Genomic DNA, 25,774 nt, shown 5'->3' with positions numbered 1-25,774 from the left:
GCTACGAGGTACGGCGCGACCGCTTCAGCAACTCGTCGGGCACGATCCGGACGAGGAACGGCGCGGTCGCGTCGTACTGTTCCGTCCCCTTCACCACCGCGACCTGCTGGTATCGGGCGCTCGCGTCCAGCTCGAACACCGTCAACGACGAGGTCAGTGGCTCCAGCACCCAGTAGCTCTGTGCGCCCATCCGCTCGTATGCTGCCTTCTTGCTGTTGACGTCGTGCAGCCCTGTGCTCGGTGACAGCACCTCGACCGCGAGCAGCGGCGCTGTGGGCAGGTTGCGCTCGGTGAGGTCTCGTTCCCTGGCCACCAGCACATCAGGCTGGAGCTCGGTGGTCCGAGATGTCTGCACCGCGAATGGCGCGATCAGCACCTCCATGGTGTCCGGGCAAGACTGCTCCAGCACCATGGCGAGCTTGAAGCTAGCCCGCTGATGGCGTCTACCGGGCGCGGGGCTCACGATGAGCACCCCGTCCAGCAGCTCGTAGCGGCGCCCGTCCTCGGGCATCGTCACCAGATCGTCGACCGTGAACGGTCGGTCGCTGGAGGTGGACGTAGCCATGGCTGTCATGGTCCCCCCATTTCCGGGTCGTGGCCAGTTCCATGGTGAGGAGTGGAGCAGGGGGTACCGACAGTCTTTACTTCTTCGACTTGGCCTTGTCGCCGGACTCGTCGGTGGACAGCGCCGCGACGAAGGCCTCCTGCGGGACCTCGACCCGACCGATGGTCTTCATCCGCTTCTTGCCCTCCTTCTGCTTCTCCAGCAGCTTGCGCTTCCGGGTGATGTCACCGCCGTAGCACTTGGCGAGCACGTCCTTGCGGATCGCGCGGATGTTCTCCCGCGCGATGATGCGCGACCCGATCGCGGCCTGGATCGGCACCTCGAACTGCTGGCGGGGAATGAGTTCGCGCAGCTTCGTGGCCATCGTGGTGCCGTAGGCGTATGCCGAGTCGCGGTGCCGGATCGCGGAGAACGCGTCCACCGGCTCGCCCTGCAGCAGAATGTCGATCTTCACCAGATCGGCGACCTGCTCGCCGGCCTCCTCGTAGTCCAGGCTCGCGTAGCCGCGGGTGCGTGACTTCAGCGCGTCGAAGAAGTCGAAGATGATCTCGGCGAGCGGCATCGTGTAGCGCAGCTCGACGCGGCTCTCCGACAGGTAGTCCATACCGCCCAGCTGGCCGCGCCGGGTCTGGCACAGCTCCATGATCGCGCCGATGAACTCCGACGGTGCCAGGATCGTCACCTTGACGACCGGCTCGTGGACCTCGGCGACCTTGCCGCTCGGCCAGTCCGACGGGTTGGTCACGGTCATCTCGGTGCCGTCGTCGAGGCTCACCCGGTACACGACGTTCGGCGCGGTCGCGATCAGGTCCAGGCCTGCCTCGCGTTCGAGCCGGTCGCGGGTGATCTCCAGGTGCAGCAGACCGAGGAACCCGCAGCGGAAGCCGAAGCCCAGCGCCGTGGAGGTCTCCGGCTCGTAGGTCAGTGCCGCGTCGTTGAGCTGCAGCTTGTCGAGTGCCTCACGCAGCTCCGGGTAGTCCGAACCGTCCACCGGGTAGAGCCCCGAGTAGACCATCGGGCGGGGCTCGCGGTAGCCGGTCAGCGCCTCGGTCGCACCATGGCGCTGAGACGTCACCGTGTCGCCGACCTTCGACTGGCGCACGTCCTTCACGCCGGTGATGAGGTAACCCACCTCGCCGACACCGAGACCGTCGGACGGCTTCGCGTCCGGGGAGACGATGCCGACCTCGAGCAGCTCGTGCACGGCACCGGTGGACATCATCTTGATCCGCTCGCGCGGGGTGATCTTGCCGTCCACCACCCTGATGTAGGTGATGACGCCACGGTAGGTGTCGTAGACCGAGTCGAAGATCATCGCGCGGGCCGGGGCCTCCGCGTCACCGACCGGCGCCGGGACCAGCCGGACGACCTCGTTGAGCAGCTCACGGACACCGATACCGGTCTTCGCGCTCACCCGCAGCACGTCCGACGGCTCGCAGCCGACGATGTGCGCGAGCTCCGCCGCGTAGCGGTCCGGGTCGGCGGCCGGCAGGTCGATCTTGTTGAGCACCGGGATGATCGTGAGATCCTTCTCCAGCGCCAGGTACAGGTTCGCCAGCGTCTGCGCCTCGATGCCCTGCGCGGCGTCGACCAGCAGGATCGCGCCCTCACAGGCCTCCAGCGCACGACTCACCTCGTAGGTGAAGTCGACGTGGCCCGGGGTGTCGATCAGGTGCAGGACGTGTTCGGTGTCCTCCACCTTCCAGGGAAGCCGGACGTTCTGCGCCTTGATCGTGATGCCGCGTTCGCGCTCGATGTCCATCCGGTCCAGGTACTGGGCGCGGTAGCTGCGCTCGTCGAGCACACCGGTGTACTGCAGCATGCGGTCGGCCAGCGTCGATTTGCCGTGGTCGATGTGCGCGATGATGCAGAAGTTGCGGATGCGCTCGGGCGCGGTGAAAGTTCGGTCGGCGAACGTGCTCACTCGGTTCCTTCAATGGCAGGGACTCCCCCTATGGTCGCATGTCCCCGGCCCGAACCCGATCTGCATGCCTGTCGACGTGTGCGAACTCTCCACCGCGACCCGACGATCACCGGCTCAGTGCGTCGCGCCGGCCCCGGGCCCGGACTCGACCGGCAGACCGGCCTCGCTCCAGTCCTGGATGCCGTCCCGGTACTTGCGGACGTTGGTGTAGCCGAGCTGCTCGAGCTTGCTCGCCACGGCCTGGCTGTTGCCGCACGAGGCGTTCGAGCAGTAGGTGACGATCGCCGCGGAACGGTCCGGCAGCAGCTCCGCCGCCCTGGTCGCCACGTGGTCGGAGACAAGGTTCACCGCGCCGGGCAGATGAGCCTGTGCGTAGTAGCTCTCCGGTAGCGCGTCGACGACGGTCACCTCGCCCTCGTCCAGTGCCGCACGCAGCTCGTCACGGGTGATCAGTGTGGTCATGGCTGGATCCTCTCGCTGATTCGGACTACGGTCCGGTTGTGCCCGATCAACGTAACGGACCGCAGTCCGCTTTGACAAGCTCCTGCTCGCTGGAGGCTCCCGGACTCGGCCGGCCCGAACCGCCCAAGGAACGGGCGGACGCGGCTCGCAACCGGCGCCGCATCCTGGATGCCGCCGCCAGGCTCTTCACCGAGCACGGCGTCGACGCGGTGAGCCTGGACGCGGTGGCGGCCGAGGCCCAGGTCGGCAAGGGCACCGTGTTCCGCCGGTTCGGCGACAAGTCCGGACTCGCCGCCGCGCTGCTCGACGACCGGGAACAGGCATTGCAGCGGGCCCTACTGGAAGGAGAGCCACCCCTCGGTCCCGGAGCGGCGCCCACCTCGCGCGCGCAGGGTTTCGTCCGGGCCTACCTGGAGTACGTACTGTCCAACGCCGAGCTGGTCCGCATGTCCGAGACCGCGAGCGTCGGCGCACGATTCAGGCTCGGCGCGTTCGCCTTCTGGCACACCCACCTGCGGATCCTGCTCGTGGACGCCGGCCACCCCGCCCACCGGGCGGTGGTGCTGAGCCACGCTCTCCTGGCGCCGCTCGCCGCCGAGCACCTGCTCGCACAGCTGAACGCCGGGGTGACACAGCAGGACCTGCTCGAGGGCCTGCTGTGTCACGTCGAACTCGTGTTCTCCCCGTCCGAGCGGGTCAGTCGCCCTTCACGTTGAGGATCTGCCGCAACGTGTGATCGATGCTCACCAGGTCGGCGGCATCCGCCATGACCACGTCGACGTCCTTGTACGCGCCCGGGATCTCGTCGAGGAACGCGTCGGCGTTGTCCGACCGCCACTCGATCCCCTTCATCGCGTCCGCGAGCTCCGACACGGTGAACCGACGCCGCGCCTCGGCCCTGGAGAAGTTCCGCCCGGCGCCGTGCGGTGCCGAGCAGAAGGACGGCCGGTTGCCCTTGCCGGTCACCACGTAGGACCTGGTACCCATCGAGCCCGGGATCAGGCCGCGCGCGCCCTCTGCCGCGTTGATCGCGCCCTTCCGCGTCAACCAGACCTCGCGGCCGAAGTGCTTCTCCTTCTCCGTGTAATTGTGATGGCAGTTTATCGTCTCCTCCGCGACGATCTCGGCGCCGAACCACTCGGCAAGGCAGTCCACCACCCGATCGACCATCTCCGCACGATTCGCCGCGGCGAAAGCCTGCGCCCACCGCAAATCCCGTAGATAGAGCCAGAACTCGTCGGCAACCGTCGGAAGGTACGCCAAATCCTTGTGCGGCAGCGGGACGTACCACCGCTCGCACAGCTCCTGCGCAATCTTCACGTGCTTCTTGGCGATCCGATTTCCGACGCCGCGAGAACCGGAATGCAGAAATACCCACACCCGGTCAGCCTCATCGAGACAGATTTCGATGAAATGATTTCCCGAGCCGAGCGTACCCAGCTGCAACCGCCAGTTGCCGGCGTAACCGTCCGGGTGCACGTCGTCCTTGGTCGCCCGCCGCTCCAGCTCGGCGACCCGGGCCTCGGCGCTCGCCGTCAGGTTCGACCGGTACTGGCCCATGGACACCGGGATATCCCGCTCGATCGCCTTCCTGAGCACGGACAGCGAGCCGATCCGGTCGACGTCGGCCTTGGTCAGGTGGGTTCGGACCGCGGCCATCCCGCACCCGATGTCCACCCCGACCGCGGCCGGCATCACCACGTTGTCCGTCGGAATGACGCTTCCGACGGTCGAGCCCATTCCCCAGTGCGCGTCGGGCATCAACGCGACGTGTGGCGCGATGAACGGCAGCCGTGAAGTCGCCTCCGCCTGCTCGAGTGTCTTCTCCTCGAGAATCGACGCCCAGGACAGGAGCTTCTTATTGATCTGCCGCATCGTGGCCCCCTGAACAAGAATTGCTGTGCTGTCGTTCCCAGGATACGAACAGCACACAACCCGATTCAGCCGGCTCGGACGATTTTCCAGACCAGGCTCAGGATGAGCGCGCAGACCACCACGAGAAACACCGTGCGCACGAACCCGGTCCCCTTACGGATCGCCAGGCGCGCTCCGATCAGGCTCCCGGCCACGTTGCACAACGCCATGACCACACCGAGGCCCACCAGAACCACCCCGGCCGGCACGAAGAACAACAGGGCGCCGAAGTTCGTCGCCGTGTTGACGATCTTCGAGGTCGCCGAGGCGTCCAGGAAGCCGAACCCGACCACCGCGACCAGCCAGAACACCAGGAACGACCCTGTGCCAGGACCGGCAAGGCCGTCCCAGAAACCGATCAGCAACCCGCCGGCACACATCGCCAGCAGCTGATGATGCCGAGCGAACCTCGGCGCGTGCACGACGCCGAGCTCGGGCCTGCGCCAGATGTAGAGGCCCACGGCGATCAACGCGACCAGCACGACGATCGTCAGAATCTTGGACGGCAGCGCGGCGGCGAGACGAGCACCGCCGAGAGCCCCGCACAGCGCGATCAGGGCCATGGGCAGTGCATGCGCCCAGTCGATCCGCACCCGACGCGCGTAACCGACCGCGGCCGACGCGGTGCCGAACACCGAGGCCACCTTGTTGGTGGCCAGCGAATGCACGGCCGCCCCGCCCGGGGAGAACAGCAGCATGGCCGGCAGCTGGACCAGGCCTCCGCCACCGACGATCGCATCCACCGCGCCGGCGACGAAAGCCGCAACGCACAGCACGGCCAACGCGAGCGGAGTGACCGCGCCGAAGCCGGCCCAGTCGAGCGGAGTGTTCACCGTCGCCGACCCTAAACGGGACCTCCGCCGGTCAGCCGAGTCGTTTGACCAAGGTCACGTCAGGCCGACCGCGACCGCAGGGGCTCGATCTCCTCGTGCTGAACGACCGTCTGGACCACCCGGTCGGTCAAGCTCACCGCGCCGGGCGCCACCCGGGTGAACAGTCCGAGACGACGATCGGAGTTGCTGGGGCGACCCCGGCCGCGTTTGTAGGCGAGCACGACGCCCTCCTGGACGATCTCACCGCCCCAGACGCCCCACGGCTCGGCCCGCTCCAGCGCCTCGGCAAGGCACGCGGCCTTGATCGGGCACTGGGCACACAGCGCCTTGGCCAGGTTCAGCTCGGCCGGACGCTCGGCGAACCACAGTTCCGGGTCGGACTTGCTGCATGGTGTCCGGGTGCTCAGGTCTCGGTTACCCCTCATGAGCACAATGCTGCTGCGCACGCGTCGCCCGAACATCAGGGAAGGCACCGAGATCGCCCCCGGGAACCCTGAGGTCAGCACCCGCTGTTACCCTGGTTGTCGGAAAGCCCTGCGTGATCCCCGCGGCGATTGACGCTGCGCGGCGACACGGGGCGGCAATGCTTCCGCCACTGAATGCAACCTGCGTCGGTGTGCGGCGCACAACGACGAACAGGAAGACCAGAGGCAGTCGCGTGGCCAACATCAAGTCCCAGATCAAGCGGGTCAAGACCAACGAGAAGCGCCGCCAGCGCAACAAGTCGGTCAAGTCCGCGGTCCGGACCGCGATCCGCCGGTTCCGTGAAGCCGTCGAGTCCGGCGACACCGAGCAGATCACCGTTCAGCAGCGTGCCGCGAGCCGTGCGCTGGACAAGGCGGCGAGCAAGGGCGTCATCCACGCCAACCAGGCATCCAACAAGAAGGCCAAGATCGCCCGCAAGGCCGCCTCGGTCTGATCCATCCTGATCTCGCGCGGGTGTAACACCGGATGATCCCGTGGCGATGCATCAGATAGCACTTCCGTAGCACACTTCGGCGGCGCTGCCCTTTCCCGTGGGGCAGCGCCGCCGAAGTCATGTCCGGACCCTGACTAGCGGAGTCCGGTCAGCTCCGCCACGCTGGCGATGGTCGCGAACCGCCCGGCGAGTGCGTACTCCGTGCGCGCGGTGACGTCCTGTACCTGCATCGTCCTCGGATCGGCCAGCTGCTCGGCGAGACTCTGATCCGCTGGGGCCTCCCAGTGCGGGAGCGGTGTCGTGGCCGTCGCGTCCGTCACGAACGTGACGTCGAAGCCGAGGTCCGAACCGATCCGTGCGGTCGTCTCACAGCACTGCTCGGTGCGGATGCCGGCGATCACCAGCTCACGCACCCCGCGCACGGTCAGCAGATGCTGAAGGTTCGTCGTGGTGAACGCGTTGTGCACGGTCTTGGTCAGCACCGCTTCGCCCTCGGCCGGTTCCAGACCGTCGAGCAGCCGCACATGCCCGCTGTCCGGGTCGAACACCGTGCCCGTACCCGGCTCGGCGTGCAACACCCAGATGACGAGGTCGCCCTCCGCGCGCGCCCAGGCCGCCAGCTCGTTCACCCGTCCGACGATGCCCGGGTTGGACAACGCGGCCCAGCTCTCCCGCTGACGGAACGATTCCTGCAGATCTATCGCGAGCAATGCCCTGGTCATGCCCCAAAGGCTAGGCTTATTTGATGCCTCGCGCGGCAACGATCCTCAGAACGGCGTGCTCCAGCGCGTAGTTCGCGTCCGCCGCGGCACCCTTGACGTCGGCGTTCACGTCGGCGGCCACGGCCATCGCCGCCGCGATGCCGGCGGGCGCCCATCCCCTGGCCTGTCCCTGTGCTTTGCGGACCTTCCACGGCGGCATCCCCAGCGGTCCGGCCAACTTGAAGGGATCCCCCCGACCGGCCGCGCCGACCTTCGCCACTGTGCGCACCGCGTCGGCCAACGCGTCGGCGACCAGCACCGAGGGCACGCCCAGCACCGTCGCCCAGCGCAACGCTTCCAACGCACCTGCTCGGTCTCCGGTGATGGCCTTCTCCGCGACGGCGAACCCGGTGACCTCCGCTCGACCCCGGTGGTAACGGCGAACCGCGTTCTCGTCGACGGCACCGTCGGTGTCCGCGACCAGCTGCGCGGCAGCCGCCGCCAGCTCACGCAGATCGTTGCCCACCGCGTCGATCAGCACCCGCACACCGTCCGGGCTGATCTTGCCGCCGGCCTGCCGGATCTCGCCTTTCACGAAGTCGACACGCTCGTCGTACTTGGTCAGCCGCGCGCACGTGGTGATCTCCGCGCCCTCGCCACGGACCGCCTCGGCCAGGGCTTTGCCCTTCGCCCCGCCTGCGTGCAGCACCACGAGGCTCACTCCGTCGACCGGGTTGCGGATGTAGTCGACGATCGAGGCGGCGACATCTTTTCCGGCATCCTGCGCGGATTCGAGCACGACGACTCGACCTTCGGCGAACAGTGAAGGGCTCACCATCTCGGCCAGCTCCGCGCGCGTCAGCGTCGCGGCGACGACACGCCGCAGCTCCGCATCGGGGTCCGCCGCCCGCGCCGAGGCGAGCGCGGCGGACACCGCCCTCTCGACCAGCAGTTCCTCATCACCGACGATCAGTCGCAGCGGGATGGACTTCACGCTGATCGTCCCGTCGGCACTCATGGCTCCATCGTCCCAGCGAGCCGTTCCGGGTGACGCCCCAGGTCGCACTCGGGGACACACGGAAGCGTGAGCGTGGTCCCAGATCACGGAACGGGCTGGGCGCACGAGGTGACGGTGACGTAACGTGAGGGCAGTCCGTCGTCACGACGGACGGTCCGCCCGCGGGCCACAATCGAATACGGCTCATCCAGAGGGGTAGAGGGAAACGGCCCTACGAAGCCCCGGCAACCGGCGTCGACCGATCTGCGCGTAGCCGACGCGCAGCACGTCCGTGAGGGCGAGGTCGTCGACGATCACGGTGCCAATTCCGACCCGCACGGTGCGGGACAGATGAGGAGACCTCGCCATGACTGTTGATGCCCTGAGCACGACCACCACGCTCAACCTGGGCCCCGCGCGTGCCCTGTCCTGTCGGGAGTGTGGCCACGAAATCCCGCTCGCGCCCGAGTTCGCCTGTCCGGAGTGTTTCGGCCCCCTCGAGGTGGCCTACGACTTCGCCGGTGTGACCCGCGAGCGCATCGAAGCGGGCCCCAAGTCGATCTGGCGCTACGCGTCCCTGCTCCCGGTACCCACCAACGTCACCGAGCACCCCAACACCGAGCCCGGCCTGACCCGGCTGGTCCGTGCCGAGCGTCTCGGCAAGGAGCTGGGCATCAAGAAGCTCTGGGTGAAGGACGACACCGGCAACCCCACGCACTCGTTCAAGGACCGGGTGGTCGCGGTGGCGCTGGCCGCCGCCCGTGAGTTGGGCTTCACCGTCCTCGCCTGCCCCTCTACCGGGAACCTGGCGAACGCCGTCGCGGCGGCGGCGGCGCGTGCCGGCTGGCGCTCCGTGGTGCTGGTTCCCAGCTCGCTGGAGAAGGCAAAGATCCAGATGACCGCCGTGTACGGCGGCACCCTGATCGCGGTGAACGGCACCTACGACGACGTGAACCGGCTGGCCACGGAACTCGCGGCCGAGGAGGAGGACTGGGCATTCGTCAACGTGAACGTCCGCCCCTACTACGCCGAGGGCTCCAAGACACTGGGCTACGAGGTCGCCGAACAGCTCGGCTGGCGGCTGCCCGAGCAGATCGTGGTGCCGGTGGCGTCCGGTTCGCAGCTGACCAAGGTCGACAAGGCCTTCGGTGAGCTCGGCAAACTCGGTCTCGTCGAGCCGACCGCCTACCGCATGTTCGGCGCGCAGGCCACCGGGTGCTCGCCCGTGTCGACCGCCTACGCCGAGGGACACGACGTCGTCCGCCCGGTGCGTCCCGACACGATCGCCCGCTCGCTGGCCATCGGAAACCCGGCGGACGGCCCGTACGTGCTGGACAGCGTTCGCCGCACCGGCGGCGCTGTCGCCGATGTGTCCGACGACGAGGTCGTCGACGCGATCCGCCTGCTCGCCAGGACGGAGGGCATCTTCGCCGAGACCGCGGGCGGGGTCACAGTGGCGACCGCCCGCAAGCTCGTCGAGACCGGCAAGCTCGACCCCGACGCCGAGACCGTCCTGCTGATCACCGGTGACGGCCTCAAGACTCTCGACGCGGTCGCCGACCACGTCGGTCCGACAGCCACGGTCGACATCTCCACCGCCGCCGTGCGTGAGGCACTGAAGCAGAGCTGAACCCCTTCCCGGGGCCCGGCGGCACATGGCTCACCGTCGCCGGGGCCCGGGTTGTGGGTCGCCGCGAGCCACGACACCCGGTCCGTCGCGTGCCGCGACCAGCGCGAGGTCTCCGGACTCGTCGGTGCGCATCACGACCGCACCCGAGGCACGTAGCGAGTTCAGCAGCCCCGGGTTGGGGTGGCCGTACCGGTTCCCCGCCCCGACGCTGACCAGTGCGACGCGTGGTCGAACGGCGGCGAGGAACCGGGGGTCGGTGTTCCTGGACCCGTGGTGCGGGATCTTGAGCACGTCCGCCCGCAGGTCGCTACCGGCACTGAGCAGTGCTGACTGGGAGTCGAGTTCGATGTCTCCGGTCAGCAACACGGTGCCTGCCGACGTGGTCGCCTTCATCACCAGCGACGTGTTGTTCACATCAGCGCCGTCCTCCGGGTCGAGGTAAGGGGTCGGACGTACCGGGCCCAGCACGTCCAGGGTGAGCACCGGCCAGCTCAACCGCTGTCCGGCGTGTAGTTCGACCACTGCGGCGTTGTGCCGCTTCGCCGACTGACGAACCTGGTTGAACGCCCACTTGGGTTCCCGTATCGGGCCGACGACGACCGCGCCCACCGCTCTGCCGTCCAATGCCGAGGTGAGACCGCCGATGTGGTCGGCGTGCATGTGGGTCAGCACCACCAGCGGCAGCGCGACCACACCGAGGCGAGTCAGGCAGCCGTCCACCGAGCCCGACTCGGTGCCGGTGTCGATCAGCACACCGCTACCGGGATGCCCGGTGGCCAGGACCAACGCGTCTCCCTGGCCGACATCGCAGGCCACCATCACCCAATCCCGGGCCGGCCAGCCGGGCGTGACGAACCGGGTCGGCACCAACACCAGCAGGACACCGAGCAGCGCGGCCACGACCAGCGCCCGGAGCCGTCGGCGTCGCACCAACGCGAGCCCCCCGACGATCACCGCCACCAGCAGGATTGCTCCTGGCAGCCCGGATGGCCAGGGCAGCGCACCGTTGGGGACACCGGCGCCCCAGTGCGCGACCATCACCAGCCACCCGGCCGCGGGCCCCGCCAGCCAGACACAGAACTGCGCGGCGACCGAGCTGAACGGGGACACCATGGCCCCCAGCACACCGAGCACGGTGGCCGGCGCGACCGCCGGGGCAACCGCGAGGTTCGCCACCACCGCCACGAGGCTGACCTGGCCGGACAGTCCCGCGATCAGCGGTGCGGTGACCAGATGCGCCGCCGCCGGTACCGCGATCGCCTCGGCCACCCCCGGCGGGCACCCCAAGGCTCGTAGCCTCGCCACCCAGATCGGGGCCAGGAGCACGAGCCCCGCCGTGGCCAGCACCGAGAGCGCGAACCCCGGATCGATGGCCAATGCCGGGTCGAGCAACAACAAGGCGATCACCGAGGCCGCCAGTGCGGGAATCACCGGCCGTTGGCGGCCGACGAGCACGGCCAGCAGCCCGACCCCGCCCATGACCGCTGCCCTCAACACACTCGGCGAGGGCCTGACCAGCATCACGAACCCGATCAGTGCCACCAGGACACCGGCGACCCGCCACCTGCCGCCGATCCGCAGCAAAGCCAGCAGACCGAACACCGCGCCGCACACGATCACCAGATTCGCGCCGCTCACCGCCACGAGATGGGTGAGTCCCGTGGTCTTGAACTCTTCGCGCAACGTCCAGGACATCGTGCTGGTGTCGCCGACCGCCAACCCGGGTAGCAGCTCCGCCGAGCGTTGCGGAAGAACGTCCTTCGTCGCCGCCCTCAGCCCGTCCCGGAGGCCATCGGCGGCCCGCTGCCACCATGGCGGTTCTCCGACGGCCGTCGGCGGGCCTCGGACTCGCAACACCGCGACCGTGAGATCCGGCCGGTCGGCGGGCGCCAGCAAGCCCGAGGCGGTCAGCTCGGTGCCGGGCAACAACCGGGCCCAGGTGTCCGACGGCGCGAGCAGCACCATCCGCCCACCGGTCGCCCAGCGAGCGCCCTCGGCCTGTGCGCTGATCAGATCGACCGGCACCGCGACCGAGGTCGCACCACCCGGTGCGCCACCGAAACCGACGGACGCTGCCGTCAGGATCGGTGCGGGATCGCCGGTCAACACCACCCGGACGGTCGCCGCCGCACCGTGCTGGGCCGCGGCCCTGAGCGGATGCCCAGCAAGCTGGTAGGCCTGGCTGGTGACCACTAGTCCGATGGCGGCGGCCGCACCCGTGCACGCCAGGAGACCGGAGGCCCACACGGTTCCCGCGCCACGCCTCGTCATCGAGGTCGACGCCACCACCGCGGAGACCAGCGCCAGCGCGGCGCTACCGGCCCACCCGATGGTGAGACCCACGATCGCCACCAGCCAGCTCAACGCGGCCGCGGGGACGAGCCTGAGATCGAGAAGGTCTACTGGACCGATCGGTTCCGTCTCGTGCTGATCCTGGCCGGCGGCGCGTTCGTTCGCCCGGCCCGGAGCGGATGCGGTCATATCGTCACCTGATCCTTGAGCTGGCCGAATCGCCGCTCCCCGATACCTTCGATCTCACGCAGCTGTTCCACGGCTGTGAACCGACCGTGCTTGGTGCGCCACTCGACGATCCGTTGCGCCATGACCGGGCCGACACCGGGCAACACGTCGAACTGCTCCGGGGTCGCCCGGTTCAGATCGACCTTGCCCGATCCCGTGGGCCCGCTCGCGGCGCCCTCGGCAGGCACGGCGGGGAGGTCGGGTGCGGCGGGCTGTGGCAGGCCGACCACGATCTGCTCGCCATCCGACACTCGTCGCGCCAGGTTCACGGTGGTCAGGTCGGTCTTCGGGAGCGGTCCTCCCGCTTTGCCGATCGCGTCGGCCACGCGCGACCCTGCCACCAGCCGTACGAGCCCTGGTTTGCGCACCCTGCCCACCACGCTCACCACCGCCGGCCCCTGGCTCGGCGTCGCGGTGGAAGCGGGAGACGGCGCGGGCGGCGAGGCGCTGGGTGCCGGCGCCACCACCGCGAGTGCCGGCGGAGTCTGCGGCACGGGCCGATCCCGCCAGACCCCGACGGCGGCGAGCACGGCCGCCAGAATGGCGACCAGCACCAACGCCTTCGCGGCCGGCCGCCCAGGATCCATCCGGGAGCCATGCCAGCTCGTGGGGACCCACCTGTCCCTCAGACGCTCGAGCCGACTCCGCGCCAGTGCCACCACCGGCAGCGGTGACGTCCGCTCCACGGGTGCCTCGGTGGGCGGCTGGTCACGGGCCGGAGGCACCGTTCGCTCCGGCGGCCGGACCCGGACCCCGTCATAGGACGAGAGCGGAGCGCGCGGCGACGGTACCTGGTACGTGTGTCGTACCCGGCTCGGTTCGGCGCCGAACACCGGTTCGGGAACGTCCCGTGGCCGGTGCTCGTCATCAGGGCCCGCCGCCCGCTGTCGATCGGAGCCTCGGCTCCGCAAGGCGGTCAACCGTTCGTTCGCCGACCGTCCGCCGGTAGCCGCCTCGTCTGTCGCTGCTTGTGCCATGCCGCCGACGTTATGCGATTTTTTCACCGTCTGTGCAGGTCACGGGCTCGCCTGAGGACAAGTCGGAGCACTGTGGACAACTAGTGTCCGCCGACATCGACAACGCTTCGACTGTCGTACCGATGGTCTATGGTGCCGCGCTCGCCAGGATTCAGCGCGCCGGCGGGACCACCACGATGCCGAGCAGCCCTGGCCCGGCGTGGGCGCCGAGCACCGCCCCGACCTCGGACAGCACACAGGAGGACGCCCCGGGCAGCCGTTCGGCCAGCCGGTGCCTCAGCTCTTCCGCGCGAGCGGCGGCACCGAGATGGTGGACCGCGAGCTCCGCCCCGTCTCCGGACTCACCGGCGGCCCGAACCGCCAGCTCGACCAGCCGGGTCATCGCGCGAGCGGTCGTGCGGACCTTCTCCAGCGGTTTGATCATCCCGTCGGTCATGTGCAACAACGGCTTGACCGCGAGTGCGCTACCGACCCACGCCGTGGCGGCGCCGATCCGCCCGCCCCTGCGCAGATGCTCCAGCGAGTCCACGCAGAAGTAGACCCGGCTCCGCGCGGCGACGTCGGCCGCCGCGTCCTCGACCAACGCGCCGGTCAGACCCGCCGAGGCGGCGCGGGCGGCGGCCATCGCCGCGAACCCGAGCCCCATCGCGGCCGACCGCGAGTCGACGACCCGTACCCGGCCGGGGTCCACCTCGTCCGCGGCGATCCGCGCGGCCTCCCAGGTCCCGGAGAGCAACCGGGACAGGTGGACGGACACCACACCCTGTGCGCCGTCGTCCAACAGCTCCCGGTACAGCGCGGCGAACTCGGCGGGAGCCGGCCGGGACGTCGTCACCCTCGCTGTCGGATCGCGGAGCACTTGCGCGACCTCGGACGATCCGATGTCCAGGACATCCCGACCGATCTGCCCACCCCACTGCACCCGCAACGGCACCACTCGGATGCGGTGCTCGGCGGCGAGTTCCCCGGGCAGGTAGGACGTCGAGTCGGTCACCACGGCGATCGTCATCAGAGCTTGCCCGCAAGGAGTTTGGCGAGCGCCATTCCCACCTGCTCATGCCCTGACCAGCCGAAATGAATGCCATCAGGGTTTCCCTGTCCGGACAGCACATGGTCGCCGACGACCGAGGGCAAGTCCAGCATCGTCACTCCGGCTCCGGTCGCCCACTGTCTGGTGGCACGTTCAGCGGCCGGCCTGCCCGCGTGCACTCCGGCGTAAGCCGGGGCCCGGTGCACGCTCGGCAGCAGCGCCACCACCGGGATCCCGGGCCGGATGGCGGTCACAGCTCGGCGGCACGACTCCAGGTAGTGCACGGTCAGGTGGGGCGGCAATGCGACCGGGCCGCCACCGGGCAACCGCGCGAACGCCCTGGACAGACCGGGCTGCGCCGCCAGATAGCTCTGGCGGACGATGCGTCGCAGCCGAGCCGGACGCAGCGCGGGGATCAGCTCACGAAGCGCCGTGGGCAGCGGCGACGGCAGCGTGTCCATGCCTCCGACGCCCAGGACCAGCGCGTCGACGGTCGGCATGACCGGCCAGATCCGAGGGTCATGGGTCAGCGCGTGCCAGGCGTGCCGCGCGGTCCAGCCGTAGCCCGCGAGCAGCTCGGAATGCCCGCCCAGCGCGGAGGCCGCGACGTTGTGCCACAGCCTCGGTTCGTCGGCCGGCTCGGCGCGCGTCGGCCCGTGGAAGGCCAGCGAATCCGCCAGTACCAAGACCACCGGCCCGGGTTTCTGTGGCACGCCTAATCCAGTGGGCCGACGTTGAAACCGGTGAGTCGCCAGTTGCCGCCCGCCAGGGATCGGCGCCGCAGGATCGCCCAATGTGCGTTGTCGAGCCCGCCGAGCGTCATCCAGTGCGCGGTGTCCAGGCCGAGCAGGGCGCAACACATCGCGGCGATCACCCCACCGTGCGCGCAGGCGATCACGGTGCTCGGCTCGCCGCCCGCGAGCTCCGCATCGAGCTCGTCGATCACCGGAACGGCCCTGGTAGCGACCTCGATCCTGGACTCGCCGCCCGGCGGTCCCCAGGTCGCGTCGCTCTGCCAGCGCTCCAGCGCCCCGGGCCAGTCCGCTTCGACCTCCGAGCCCGTCAGCCCCTGCCACTTACCCAGGTCGGTCTCGCGCAGCCGGGGGTCGAGCTGGACCGGCAGATCGACGGCCGAGGCGATCTCGTCGGCCGTGCGGGCCGCGCGGCTGAGGTCGGAGCTGAGCAGCCGAACGGCCTTGTAACGCACGAGCAACGGCGCCGCGGCCCGAGCTTGAGCCAGCCCGAGTGCGGTCAGCTCGGACTCGCGGTGCCCCTGCATGCGCCCTTCGGCGTTGAAATCGGTCTGCCCGTGACGGACCAGCACCAATCGGCGCAGCGTCATCCGGCGTAGCCCTCGTCACGCTCCTCGTCGGCGAGCGGGTCGACCCGAGCCTCCGGGATGTCGATGCTCGGGCAGTCCTTCCACAGGCGGTCGAGACCGTAGAACCCGCGTTCCTCGGCGTGCTGGATGTGGACCACGATGTCGACGAAGTCGAGCAGGACCCAGCGTCCTTCGCGGGCGCCCTCACGACGGATCGGCTTGTGCCCGACCAGCCGCAGGCGCTCCTCCACCTCGTCGACGATGGCCTGTACCTGGCGTTCGTTCGGCGCCGAGGCGATCACGAAGCAGTCGGTGATCACCAACTGCTCGGACACGTCGAGCACGACGATCTCCCGGGCCTTCTTCTCGGCGGCGGCACCCGCCGCGACCCTCGCCAACTCCAGTGCCTGCTCGGATGCGCTCACCGCACTCCCTCCGCTCCGGGCAGCCAATCCACCCACGTCATCAGCGATTACCCTACTGAGCCGGGCGCGGGCTTCGGGGTTCGGGAGACCCACAGTGTTCCCGTGGCTACCGTTTCGGCCGACGACACTCCGACGGTGGTGGATCGCCACCATGTCGACAGGGGGCTGAAGTCGCTGCTCCTCGACATCGAGTAACGCATGGTGGTGTCGATCGGAGACCCCGAGGGTCGGTGATGGTGCCGCGACGAGAGCGGACTTTCGCACGAGATGGGCGCCGGAAACGAGGCGCTGGCAATCTGCCGACGGCCGGCAGGGGCGGTTTGAAGCTGGGGATCAGTTGTCGGGACTATCTGACGCAGCCCCCGGGGCCGACCACCTGAAGCGATCGACCCCGATGGGGAGCGACAAAGCTCGCTGTCGGGGAGGTCAGCCGAGCCCGCCGAGGAGGCTGGTCACGATGCTGGTCGGGCCGCCGGCGTCGGCGGGAGCCTCGGGGACGGACTCACTGGCGGAGTCCTCGGAACCCTCGGAGTCGTCGGAGTCGGAGTCTTCCGAGCCCTCGGAGTCAGAGTCGTCGGAGTCGGCCGAGCTCGAGCCCGAGTCGTCCGAGGCCGAGCTGCTCGAACCGGAGCCGCTGTCGGAGGAGTTATCGGCGAATGCGGTACCCGCTCCGACAACGGTCAGGGTTACCGCGGCAACACCGGCGGCGATGGCTGCAGTCATGCGACGCTTGTTCATTGGTCACCTTTCGTCGATCACGGATCGATAACGAGTGGATCACGGAGGACCGTAGTTGATACCTGCTGGAAGCTCTCAGGTGGGGGTGCTCACACCAGAGATCAGCAGCTCAGACCGGGTTTCCGCAACTCGCCGAGCCGCTCACCGCCGATGTTTCGATCCGTGACCCAACCAGCCCGTGCACCCCATGCGCCAGAACGTCATCACGACGTGACGAGCGGTACAGGAATGAAATTCGACCGGGTGACACCCACCCAATTGGCCTATCGCGTTATATGCCGTGCAGAGGCGCATCACCCAGGGGAATTCATGTCCGCCAGCCACGTCCGACACAGAGCGATCTCCCGAACATGTTCCGCCTGGTAATCGAGAATCGCCCGCCATCACGGCCAAGCTGACCCCAGCGTTCTCGCGCGCCGCGCGCAGATTCACCCCCAGACTCGGCATGGCTCACCACCTGTAGGCACCGATCCGTTCCCCGGGATGGCCTGTGCCGACGACGCCGAACACGTCGTGCTCGGGCCACCTCGCAGACCGTGATGTCGCGTCGCAGGTGCTGCAGCGTCTGCGACGCAGCGTGAAGCTCTGCGAGGCTGAGGCGGGCCTGCCCGTGAGTCCGGTCAGTCCTCGGGTTTCTGGTAGAGGCAGCGCTTCGAGATGTACTGGACCACGCCGTCCGGCACGAGGTACCAGACCGGGCGGCCGTCGCGGACACGGCGGCGGCATTCGGTGGACGAGATCGCCATCGCCGGCACTTCCACGAGGGTCACCGAGCCCTCCGGCAGATGGTCGTCGCCGAGCTCGTACCCCGGGCGCGTGACCCCCACGAAGTGCGCGAGCTCGAAGAGCTCCTCGACCCGGTGCCAGGACAGGATCTGCGACAGCGCGTCGGCGCCGGTGATGAAGAACAGCTCGGCACCGGGGTGCCGGGTGCGTAACTCGCGCAGCGTGTCGACCGTGTAGGTCGCACCGGGCCGTTCGATGTCCACCCGATCGACCGTGAACTGCGGGTTCGACGCGGTGGCGACCACCGTCATGAGATAGCGGTCCTCGGCGGGGCTGACCTGACGGCCGCCCTTCTGCCAGGGTTCACCGGTCGGAACGAACAGCACCTGGTCCAGGCCGAAGCGAAAACTCACCTCGCTCGCGGCGACGAGGTGACCGTGATGGATCGGATCGAAGGTACCGCCCATCACCCCGATACGTTGCGGCGCTTCGCAGGGCCCAGCCATCGACGCAGCGTATCCGCAGTAGGGCGGGGTCCGCCTGGCCATACCCGCAAGGTCACACCGGCAGGAGTGACTCCACCACGTCGGCGAGCTGCGCGACCGTGCGGCACTCGTGCATGGGCAGCAGGTCCGCGTACCGCAGGGCGGCCGAGTCGCCGCTGCCCCACTGGTTGCGCGGTTCCGGGTTGAGCCAGTGGCTGTGCCGCGCCTGCCCGATCAGCCTGCGCAGTACCGCCAGGTTCGGGTCGCGGTAGTTGGTCCTGGCGTCGCCCAGGATGAGCAGCGAACTGCGCGGTCCGACCGCGTCGGGCCAGTGCTCGACCAGGCTGGCGAGCGCGCCGCCGTAGTCGCTGTGCCCGTCGAACGTGACCAGCTCCGCTTCACGCAGCACCCTGGTCATGACGCCGGCCAGGTCGCTCCCGGGCTCGAACAGGTGCGTGACCTCGTCCGAGCGCTCCACGAAGGCGAACACTCGTACCTTGCTGAACTGCTCACGCAACGCCTGGACCAGCAGCAGGGTGAAGTGGCTGAACCCGGCGACCGAGCCGGACACGTCGCACAGCACGACCAGCTCGGGACGTCCCGGCCGCCTCGTGCGGTAGGCCGGACGCATCGGGACACCGCCGGTGGACATCGAGCGGCGCAACGTGCGGCGCAGGTCCATCTGGCCGCGCTTCGCGTGCTTGCGGCGCACCGCGAGACGGCTGGCCAGCCGCCTGGCCAGCGGATGCACGGTCCGGCGCAACATGGCCAGCTGATCGGCGTATGCGGACAGGAACTCGACCTGCTCGGCCTGCTTGGGCACGGCGGTCTTCGCCACCTGCTCGCGGCCCCTGGTCTCGGCCGTGCGCCTGCGGACCTCCTCGGTGACCATGCGCCGGAACTCCGCGATGCGCTGGCGGATCTCCCGCCGCGCGACCTCCTCGGCGAATGCGTCGTCCGCCGAGTTGTCCGCCATCAGATCGGACAGGATCCGGGCCAGCAGCGTCTCGGGGCTCAGCTGACGAAGCACCTGGTAGGCGGACCAGTTGCGCGGACCCTGATCGCCCTGACCCGGCCCCGAGCCGCCCTGACCGGGGCCGCCCGCCTGACCGAGCGCGTCGACGGCCGCCCTGGCCAGCTCACGCAGTGCCTCGTCGTCGCCGTCGCGCAGCAGGTCGGCCAGGATGTCGCGCAGTGCGTCGATGTCGACGTCACCGTCCGGGGTCCACGGCACCTCGACCTCGCCCTGCCCCCGACCGAGCGCGATCGGGAAGTACAGGTCGAACAGGGTGTCGAACACCGCGCGCTGGCCGGACCGGCGCAGCACCGCCGCCGCGAGCCCTTCGCGCAGCTGAGCACGGTTGAGCAGGTTGAGCGTGCTCAGCACGGCCGCGGCGTCGACGGTCTCACCCGGCCCCACCGGCACATGATGTGTGCGCAGCGCGCCGACGAAGTCGACCAGATGCCCTGGCAGGCCGTGTACCGGTGGCGAATCCATGGGCTTCTCCCTACCGACTAGTTCAACCGGAGCTCGGCGGCGGCCTTCTGTGCGTCCGAGTGGTGCTTCAGCACGACGCCCAGGGTGGCCCGTGCCGCGTCGTCGTCGAGCGTGTCCAGCCCCAGCGCGAGCAGCGTGCGCGCCCAGTCGATGGTCTCCGCGACCGACGGGGCCTTGCGCAGCTCGAGGCCGCGCAGGACGCGGACGGTGCGCACCAGCGAGTCGGCGAGCGCCTCGGGCAGCTCGGGGACCCTGGTGAGCACGATGCGACGTTCCAGGTCAGCATCGGGGAAGTCGAGGTGCAGGAACAGGCACCGTCGCTTGAGCGCCTCGGAGAGCTCACGGGTGGAGTTGGAGGTCAGCAGCACGAACGGGCGTCGCTTGGCCTCGATCGTGCCCATCTCCGGGACCGTCACCTGGAAGTCGGACAGGACCTCCAGCAGCAGACCCTCGACCTCGACGTCCGCCTTGTCCATCTCGTCGACGAGCAGCACCGTCGGTTCCTCGCGCCGGATCGCGGTGAGCAACGGTCTCGGCAGCAGGAACTCCTCGGAGAACACGTCATCGCGGGTCTCGTCCCAGCTCTCCCGGCCCTGCCCGGACGTGATGCGCAGCAGCTGCTTCGCGTGGTTCCACTCGTACAGCGCGCGGGCCTCGTCGATGCCCTCGTAACACTGCAGCCGGACCAGACCGGACTCGGTACACGCCGCGACCGCCTTGGCCAGCTCGGTCTTGCCCACACCGGCCGGCCCCTCGACGAGCAGCGGCTTGCCCAGCCGATCGGCCAGGTACACCGTGGTCGCGGCCGCGGTGGAGGCCAGGTAGCCGACGCCTGCCAACCGCTCGGTCACGTCCTCGACGGAACCGAACAGCGGGGACTGGCGCTTGGCTGACTGGTCTGCACTCACCGGTCCATCCTGCACTGTGAGCGGCGTATCGACTACTCGGCAAGCCGAGACGGCACCCCCATCGGTGCTTCCACGCACCGGAAGTCCCGCTGGCAGAGCCCCCCGCGCGGAACTGTCGGTGCCTGCGTCCACCATGGGGACATGTCATCAGCGGCACATCCGACCTCGCGTACCGAACCGCGATCCGGCGCCGAGCTGCGCGAGCGCGCCGAGGAGCTGCTCGGCGCACTGGCCGGGCCGGACGCGCGGCTGCGCGAGGACCAGTGGACCGCGATCCACGCACTGGTCGGTGAACGCAGACGGGCGCTGGTGGTGCAGCGCACCGGCTGGGGCAAGTCGGCCGTCTACTTCGTCGCCACGTCGTTGCTGCGGGAGGCGGGCGCCGGGCCGACGGTCATCGTCTCGCCGCTGCTGGCGCTGATGCGCAACCAGATCGACGCCGCGACCAGGGCGGGCATCCGCGCGGTCACCGTGAACTCGGCAAACGTCGAGGACTGGGACGCCACCTACGCCGAGGTGGACGCCGGTGAGGTGGACGTGTTGCTGGTCAGCCCGGAGCGCTTGAACAACCCCGACTTCCGGGACCGGGTGCTGCCCCGGCTGACCGCCAGCGCCGGCATGCTGGTGGTCGACGAGGCGCATTGTGTGTCCGACTGGGGCCACGACTTCCGTCCCGACTACCGGCGGCTGCGCGCACTGATCGGTGATCTTCCCCCCGGGATCCCGGTTCTCGCCACGACGGCGACGGCGAACGACCGCGTCGTGCACGACGTCACCGAGCAGCTCGGGCTCGGCGTCGCGGGCGGGCCGGGGATCAACACGGAGACGCTCGTACTGCGCGGAACGCTCGACCGATCGAGCCTCCGATTGGCCGTCGTGAAGTTGGCCACACCGGCGCAGCGGCTGGGCTGGCTGGCGTCCCGGCTGGACGAGCTGCCCGGTGCCGGCATCATCTACACGCTCACGATCCAGGCGGCGGAGGACGTCGCCGAGTTCCTGCGCGAGCGCGGCTACCCGGTCGCGTCCTACACCGGCAAGACCGACCCGGAGGCGCGCTTGGCCGCCGAAGGCGACCTGCTGGCCAACCGGGTGAAGGCTCTCGTCGCCACGAGCGCGCTCGGTATGGGTTTCGACAAGCCGGACCTCGGCTTCGTCGTGCACCTCGGCGCACCGGCCTCGCCGGTCTCCTACTACCAGCAGATCGGTAGGGCCGGTCGTGCGCTGGACCGGGCCGAGGTGGTGTTGCTGCCCGGGCAGGAGGACCGCGACATCTGGGCCTACTTCGCGTCGCTCGCGTTCCCTCCCGAGCCGCTGGTGCTGCAGACGCTCGATGTCCTGTCCGAGACGCCGAAGTCCACTCCCGCCCTGGAGCCGCTCGTCGACCTGTCCAGGACGAGGCTGGAGATGCTGCTGAAGGTCCTGGACAGCGACGGCGCCGCGAAGCGGGTCAAGGGCGGTTGGGTCAGCACCGGCGAGCCGTGGGTGTACGACCGGGAGCGGCACCAGCGGATCGCCGAGGCACGCAAGGCGGAGCAGCGCGCGATGCTCGACTATCTGGACACCACGGAATGCCGGCTGGTCTTCCTGCGCAAGCAGCTCGACGACGCGGACGCGACTCCGTGCGGCCGGTGCGACGTGTGCAGCGGCCAGGTCTGGTCGGCCGAGGTCGACGGGTCGAGCACCACCGCGGCGGAAACCCGGATTCAGGCTCCCGGGGTGGAGCTGGCACCGCGCAAGATGTGGCCGAGCGGCATGAAGCAGCTCGACGTGCCGGCCTCCGGGCGGCTCGCGGCAGGCGAGCTGGCGGATACCGGCAGGGCGATCGGCAGGCTGTCCGACCTCGGCTGGGGCACCCGGCTGCGGGAGCTGCTGGCCGGTGAGGACGTGCCGGTCCAGAAAGAGCTGTTCGACGCCGTGCTGCGGGTCCTCAAGGGCTGGGACTGGGCACAGCGCCCGGTCGGGGTGATCGGCATCGGTTCCCGGACCCGCCCGCACCAGCTCGCCCACCTGGCGCGTCGGATCGCGGAGATCGGCAGGCTGCCGCTGCTCGGCTCGCTGACACCGGTCGGTGAACGGCCGCCCGCGCACGAGAACTCCGCGCAGCGCCTCGCCGCCGTCTGGCACGGTCTCGACAGCGCGGAGCTGCCCGACCTGTCCGAGCTGGACGGCCCCGTGCTGCTGGTCGACGACCTGGTCGACAGCGGATGGACGATGACCGTCGCGGCCAGGGCGGTGCGGGCGGCGGGCGCGCCGTCGGTGCTGCCGTTCGCGCTGGCGGTCACCGGCTGAGCCCCGCCGCTCGACGCGGCGGGGCTCGGGCGGGCTCAGCCCGGGCGGACCTGACCGTCGCCCCAGATGATCCACTTGGTGGTGGTCAGCTCGGTGAGCGCCATCGGTCCCCTCGCGTGCAGCTTCTGGGTGGAGATGCCGATCTCGGCGCCCATGCCGAGCTGCTCGCCGTCGGTGAATCCGGTGGACGCGTTGACGATCACCGCGGCCGCGTCGATCCGGGTGGTGAACGCGGTCGCGGCGGCCAGGTCGGTCGTGACGATGGCCTCGGTGTGCTGTGAACCGTGCTCGGAGATGTGCCGGATCGCGTCGTCCAGCGAGTCGACCACGGCCGCGGCGATGTCCAGCGACAGGTACTCGGTGTCCCAGTCCTCGTCATCGGCCGGGATCGTGCCGGGAGCGAGCGACACGAACCGTTCGTCGCCGTGCACCGTGACCCCGGCGAGGCGCAGCGCGGCGGCGACCGACGGGATGAACTTCTCGGCGATGTCGGAGTGCACGAGCAACGTCTCGGCCGCGTTGCACACCGAAGGCCTGCGGACCTTCGAGTTCAGCACGATCCGCTCGGCGACCGCGAGGTCGGCGGCGGCGTCCACGTAGACGTGGCAGTTGCCGATCCCGGTCTCCACGGTCGGCACGGTCGCCTCGGACACGACGGCCTGGATGAGTCCGGCGCCACCACGTGGGATGACCAGGTCGACCAGGCCGCGCGCGGTGATCAGGTGCTGCACGCTGGCGCGGTCCTCGCAGGGCAGCAGCTGCACGGCATCGGCGGGCAGCTTCGCGGCGGTCAACGCCCCCCGCAGGACCTCCACGAGCGCCGCGTTCGTGTGCGCGGCGGACGACGAGCCACGCAGAAGCGCGGCGTTGCCGGATTTCAGCGCCAGCCCGGCGGCGTCCACCGTGACGTTCGGCCGGGCCTCGTACACCATGCCGACGACGCCCATCGGCACCCGCACCTGACGGGTCTGCAGCCCGTTGGGCAACGTCGAGCCGCGCACGACCTCGCCGATGGGGTCGGGCAGGTTCGCCACCTGGGTGAGCCCACCGGCGATGCCGTCGATGCGGGACTCGTCGAGGGTCAGCCGGTCGAGCAGACCGGTGGCCATGCCCGACTCGCGGCCGGCCGCGACGTCCTTCGCGTTCGCCGCGAGGATGGGTTCGGCGTTGACGCGCAGCGCCTCGGCCATGGCGAGCAGCACCTTGTCCTTGTCCGCGCTGCGCAAGGCGACCAACGCCTCCGCCGCGACGCGCGCCCGCCGGGCAGCGGCGTGGACCTGCTCGCGCAGATCGTCGCCACCTGCCGGGCTCGATCCCGCCGGCGTCGATTCCTTGCGTGCGCTGTCGGTCTCGGTGCTGGGGGTGGCCGCGTCGGCGAGAGTGCTCACCCGTCCAGGATAAGACCGTCCGGTACCGGATTACCCGGCCAGTCCAGCACGAGTTGGCTGTGAGCCTTACGCAGTACCGCTTCAGGTCCGCTCGGCACCGTCACACCCGAGGGGTAGGCCCGCAGTCGCAGGCCGGTCGCGGTCGGGCGCCCGGCCCCGGCCCATGCGTCGAGCAGCTGGTCGAGACGTTGCGCCACCTCCGGGCCCTCGGGACCGTAGGCGCGCACCGCGACCGGGAACACCGTGTCCAGTGGCACCTCGGGCGACCTGGTCGGCGCCACCATGGCCAGTCCTCGATCACCGAACAGCAGCAGTGTCCCGCCATCGGCCCCCGGCGGAAGCAGCGACGGCCACCAGCCGGACGCATCGGGACTCACCAACAGCCGGCACATGTCCGGCGCATGCAGCGACAACCACAACCCGAACCCGTCCCACAGGTCGACCGCCGCCAGCCGGACGGCACTGATCCGCTCCGCACCCGGCTCGGCCAGCAACGCGGCCAGGTGCTCGAGGTCCAGCTCGTGGCTGTCGACGGCGTGCACCGACAGTCCGTCGGCGAGCGGTCTGCTGCCTTCCGGGTCGGCACCCCGGCCGCGCAGCCGCACGAAGGCGCAGCTGCGCATGGAGTCGCTGAGGAGGCACCGCACATCGCCGTCGATCAGGTCGAGCGCAACGGACAGCTGGCTGCCGCGGATCGACAGGGGCAGCAGGAGCCGCCCGCCGGGCGCCAGCTGCTCCCACCAGGCAGCCTGGATGTCCCAGCTGCCCACGGTCAGCACGATCCGGTCGTAGGGCGCCAGCTCCGGGACACCGACGGCGCCGTCGCCGGTCACCAACACCACGTCGGGGGAACCTGCGGCGGCGAGGTGCCGGGCGGCGCCGTCGACCAGGTCCCGGTCGATGTCGACCGCCACGACCTTCCCGGTCGGGCCGACGATCTCGGCCATCAACGCCGCGTTGTACCCGGTGCCGGCACCGATCTCGAGAACCCGGTGGCCAGGTCGCAGCGCGAGCTGCTCCAACATGATCGCCATCATCGACGGCTGCGACGCCGAGCTGACCGCGATGCCGTCCACCCACTTGGTCAGTACGGCTTCGTCCTGATACGCCCGCTCCACGGGCTCGTCGGGCAGGAACAGGTGCCTGGGGACGGTTCGGAACGCTCGCTCGACCTCGCTGGTCCGAATCCGCTGCCCAGCCAGCAGCGCTCTCACCATGGCGGCCCGCAGCCGATCTTCCCGCACTGGCCTAGTCTGGCCTGTGCTGGCTTTTTCGGCCTGTTCCGCGCGATATTTTTCTGTGACCGCCCCGGCTCGCGCGAGCGCTCGCTGGGGCACTCCCAGAAAAAAAGGCTCGAGGACTCGCCCAACCGCGCGCTTGTGGCCACCCTGGGAGCCGCCGACGGAGCCAGCGACGTTGGTTGCGGACATTCACCGCCCGGCCTTCGCCGGAACTCCTTCGGAGACTCGCGGAGCCGACTCAGCCGTTACCGGACTGGGTTGCTGCCTTCGCCGGAACTCCTAC

24 protein-coding genes and 1 riboswitch are annotated in these 25,774 nt (G+C 69.6%); of the genes, 4 read left to right on the top strand and 20 right to left on the bottom strand.

The window, feature by feature from the left end:
- Position 1 precedes the first annotated feature (1 nt).
- The 3 genes from G406_RS0142830 to G406_RS0142820 all read right to left on the bottom strand — a co-directional run bounded on the left by G406_RS0142830 (position 2) and on the right by G406_RS0142820 (position 2,951).
- Positions 2-565 carry a Uma2 family endonuclease gene (locus G406_RS0142830; RefSeq protein ID WP_342666285.1) on the bottom strand — a complete coding sequence of 188 codons (564 nt, stop codon included), beginning with the start codon at positions 563-565 and terminating at the stop codon, positions 2-4.
- A 76-nt stretch (positions 566-641) separates the two neighbouring features.
- Positions 642-2,489, bottom strand: a complete 1,848-nt coding sequence (gene lepA, locus G406_RS0142825) for a translation elongation factor 4 (RefSeq protein ID WP_028938664.1) — start codon at positions 2,487-2,489, stop codon at positions 642-644.
- Between the two features lie 114 nt (positions 2,490-2,603).
- Positions 2,604-2,951, bottom strand: a complete 348-nt coding sequence (locus G406_RS0142820) for a rhodanese-like domain-containing protein (RefSeq protein WP_028938663.1) — start codon at positions 2,949-2,951, stop codon at positions 2,604-2,606.
- 38 nt (positions 2,952-2,989) lie between these two features.
- On the opposite strand from G406_RS0142820, the gene G406_RS0142815 reads away from it, so the two are divergent.
- Entirely contained in the window at positions 2,990-3,667 is a 678-nt protein-coding gene (locus G406_RS0142815; protein ID WP_084216890.1) for a TetR/AcrR family transcriptional regulator, read from the top strand.
- Here the strand turns inward: G406_RS0142815 and G406_RS0142810 are convergent.
- The 3 genes from G406_RS0142810 to G406_RS56415 form a co-directional block, all read right to left on the bottom strand.
- Positions 3,648-4,826, bottom strand: a complete 1,179-nt coding sequence (locus tag G406_RS0142810) for an RtcB family protein (protein WP_028938661.1) — start codon at positions 4,824-4,826, stop codon at positions 3,648-3,650. The two genes, G406_RS0142815 and G406_RS0142810, sit on opposite strands and share 20 nt — an antisense overlap.
- A 65-nt stretch (positions 4,827-4,891) precedes the next feature.
- Positions 4,892-5,698 (bottom strand): sulfite exporter TauE/SafE family protein, encoded by an 807-nt coding sequence (locus G406_RS0142805; protein ID WP_028938660.1) that lies wholly within the window; start codon positions 5,696-5,698, stop codon positions 4,892-4,894.
- A gap of 59 nt (positions 5,699-5,757) precedes the next feature.
- Positions 5,758-6,123, bottom strand: a complete 366-nt coding sequence (locus tag G406_RS56415) for a WhiB family transcriptional regulator (protein WP_084216919.1) — start codon at positions 6,121-6,123, stop codon at positions 5,758-5,760.
- A 233-nt stretch (positions 6,124-6,356) separates the two neighbouring features.
- On the opposite strand from G406_RS56415, the gene rpsT reads away from it, so the two are divergent.
- Positions 6,357-6,617, top strand: coding sequence for a 30S ribosomal protein S20 (gene rpsT, locus G406_RS0142795; RefSeq protein WP_028938659.1), 261 nt, complete (start codon positions 6,357-6,359; stop codon positions 6,615-6,617).
- A gap of 134 nt (positions 6,618-6,751) precedes the next feature.
- Here the strand turns inward: rpsT and G406_RS0142790 are convergent, their stop codons facing one another.
- Both G406_RS0142790 and holA read right to left on the bottom strand, forming a co-directional pair.
- On the bottom strand, positions 6,752-7,339 hold the full coding sequence (locus G406_RS0142790) for a cysteine hydrolase family protein (RefSeq protein WP_028938658.1): 588 nt from the start codon (positions 7,337-7,339) through the stop codon (positions 6,752-6,754).
- A 16-nt stretch (positions 7,340-7,355) separates the two neighbouring features.
- Positions 7,356-8,336, bottom strand: a complete 981-nt coding sequence (holA, locus tag G406_RS0142785) for a DNA polymerase III subunit delta (protein ID WP_028938657.1) — start codon at positions 8,334-8,336, stop codon at positions 7,356-7,358.
- 180 nt (positions 8,337-8,516) lie between these two features.
- A riboswitch (SAM riboswitch) is annotated at positions 8,517-8,673 on the top strand.
- Between the two features lie 9 nt (positions 8,674-8,682).
- On the opposite strand from holA, the gene thrC reads away from it, so the two are divergent.
- A complete protein-coding gene (gene thrC / locus G406_RS0142775) occupies positions 8,683-9,945 on the top strand; it encodes a threonine synthase (RefSeq protein WP_028938656.1) in 1,263 nt (420 codons plus the stop codon).
- A gap of 30 nt (positions 9,946-9,975) precedes the next feature.
- Here thrC and G406_RS0142770 read toward each other — a convergent pair whose 3' ends face one another.
- From G406_RS0142770 to G406_RS0142720, 10 genes are all read right to left on the bottom strand, one after another.
- A complete protein-coding gene (locus G406_RS0142770; protein ID WP_084216888.1) occupies positions 9,976-12,426 on the bottom strand; it encodes a DNA internalization-related competence protein ComEC/Rec2 in 2,451 nt (816 codons plus the stop codon).
- Positions 12,423-13,442: a ComEA family DNA-binding protein gene (locus tag G406_RS59255; protein ID WP_245607434.1), complete on the bottom strand. Its 1,020-nt coding sequence runs from the start codon at positions 13,440-13,442 to the stop codon at positions 12,423-12,425. The genes G406_RS0142770 and G406_RS59255 overlap by 4 nt, the downstream gene beginning before the upstream one ends.
- Before the next feature lie 151 nt (positions 13,443-13,593).
- On the bottom strand, positions 13,594-14,451 hold the full coding sequence (locus G406_RS0142760) for a DegV family protein (protein ID WP_028938653.1): 858 nt from the start codon (positions 14,449-14,451) through the stop codon (positions 13,594-13,596).
- On the bottom strand, positions 14,451-15,185 hold the full coding sequence (gene octT, locus G406_RS0142755; RefSeq protein WP_028938652.1) for a diglucosylglycerate octanoyltransferase: 735 nt from the start codon (positions 15,183-15,185) through the stop codon (positions 14,451-14,453). The genes G406_RS0142760 and octT overlap by 1 nt, the downstream gene beginning before the upstream one ends.
- A gap of 2 nt (positions 15,186-15,187) precedes the next feature.
- Positions 15,188-15,814: a histidine phosphatase family protein gene (locus G406_RS0142750; RefSeq protein WP_028938651.1), complete on the bottom strand. Its 627-nt coding sequence runs from the start codon at positions 15,812-15,814 to the stop codon at positions 15,188-15,190.
- A complete protein-coding gene (gene rsfS, locus G406_RS0142745) occupies positions 15,811-16,218 on the bottom strand; it encodes a ribosome silencing factor (RefSeq protein WP_028938650.1) in 408 nt (135 codons plus the stop codon). Before rsfS ends, G406_RS0142750 begins: the two co-directional genes overlap by 4 nt.
- Before the next feature lie 426 nt (positions 16,219-16,644).
- A complete protein-coding gene (locus tag G406_RS0142735; protein ID WP_156935467.1) occupies positions 16,645-16,941 on the bottom strand; it encodes a hypothetical protein in 297 nt (98 codons plus the stop codon).
- Between the two features lie 635 nt (positions 16,942-17,576).
- Positions 17,577-18,188, bottom strand: a complete 612-nt coding sequence (nadD, locus tag G406_RS0142730; protein WP_084216886.1) for a nicotinate-nucleotide adenylyltransferase — start codon at positions 18,186-18,188, stop codon at positions 17,577-17,579.
- Positions 18,189-18,240: 52 nt separating this feature from the next.
- Positions 18,241-19,665 (bottom strand): vWA domain-containing protein, encoded by a 1,425-nt coding sequence (locus G406_RS0142725; protein ID WP_028938647.1) that lies wholly within the window; start codon positions 19,663-19,665, stop codon positions 18,241-18,243.
- A gap of 17 nt (positions 19,666-19,682) precedes the next feature.
- The gene (locus G406_RS0142720; RefSeq protein ID WP_028938646.1) at positions 19,683-20,573 is read right to left on the bottom strand and encodes an AAA family ATPase; all 891 of its coding nucleotides are present in this window, start codon (positions 20,571-20,573) and stop codon (positions 19,683-19,685) included.
- Positions 20,574-20,714: 141 nt separating this feature from the next.
- Between G406_RS0142720 and G406_RS0142715 the strand changes: the two genes are divergently transcribed.
- Positions 20,715-22,862, top strand: a complete 2,148-nt coding sequence (locus G406_RS0142715; RefSeq protein ID WP_051343440.1) for a RecQ family ATP-dependent DNA helicase — start codon at positions 20,715-20,717, stop codon at positions 22,860-22,862.
- A gap of 35 nt (positions 22,863-22,897) precedes the next feature.
- On the opposite strand, the gene G406_RS0142710 is transcribed toward G406_RS0142715, so the two are convergent.
- Complete coding sequence (locus G406_RS0142710) at positions 22,898-24,250, bottom strand: glutamate-5-semialdehyde dehydrogenase (protein WP_084216882.1); 1,353 nt, start codon at positions 24,248-24,250, stop codon at positions 22,898-22,900.
- A complete protein-coding gene (fxlM, locus tag G406_RS53280) occupies positions 24,247-25,494 on the bottom strand; it encodes a methyltransferase, FxLD system (protein WP_051343439.1) in 1,248 nt (415 codons plus the stop codon). The genes G406_RS0142710 and fxlM overlap by 4 nt, the downstream gene beginning before the upstream one ends.
- Between the last annotated feature and the right edge of the window lie 280 nt (positions 25,495-25,774).

The organism is Actinospineispora spinosispora DSM 44797 (genome assembly GCF_000429025.1).
Taxonomy (GTDB): Bacteria; Actinomycetota; Actinomycetes; order Mycobacteriales; family Pseudonocardiaceae; genus Pseudonocardia; species Pseudonocardia spinosispora.
The sequence above is the reverse complement of the archived record's forward strand: the minus strand, read 5'-3'. Positions and strand labels throughout refer to the sequence as shown.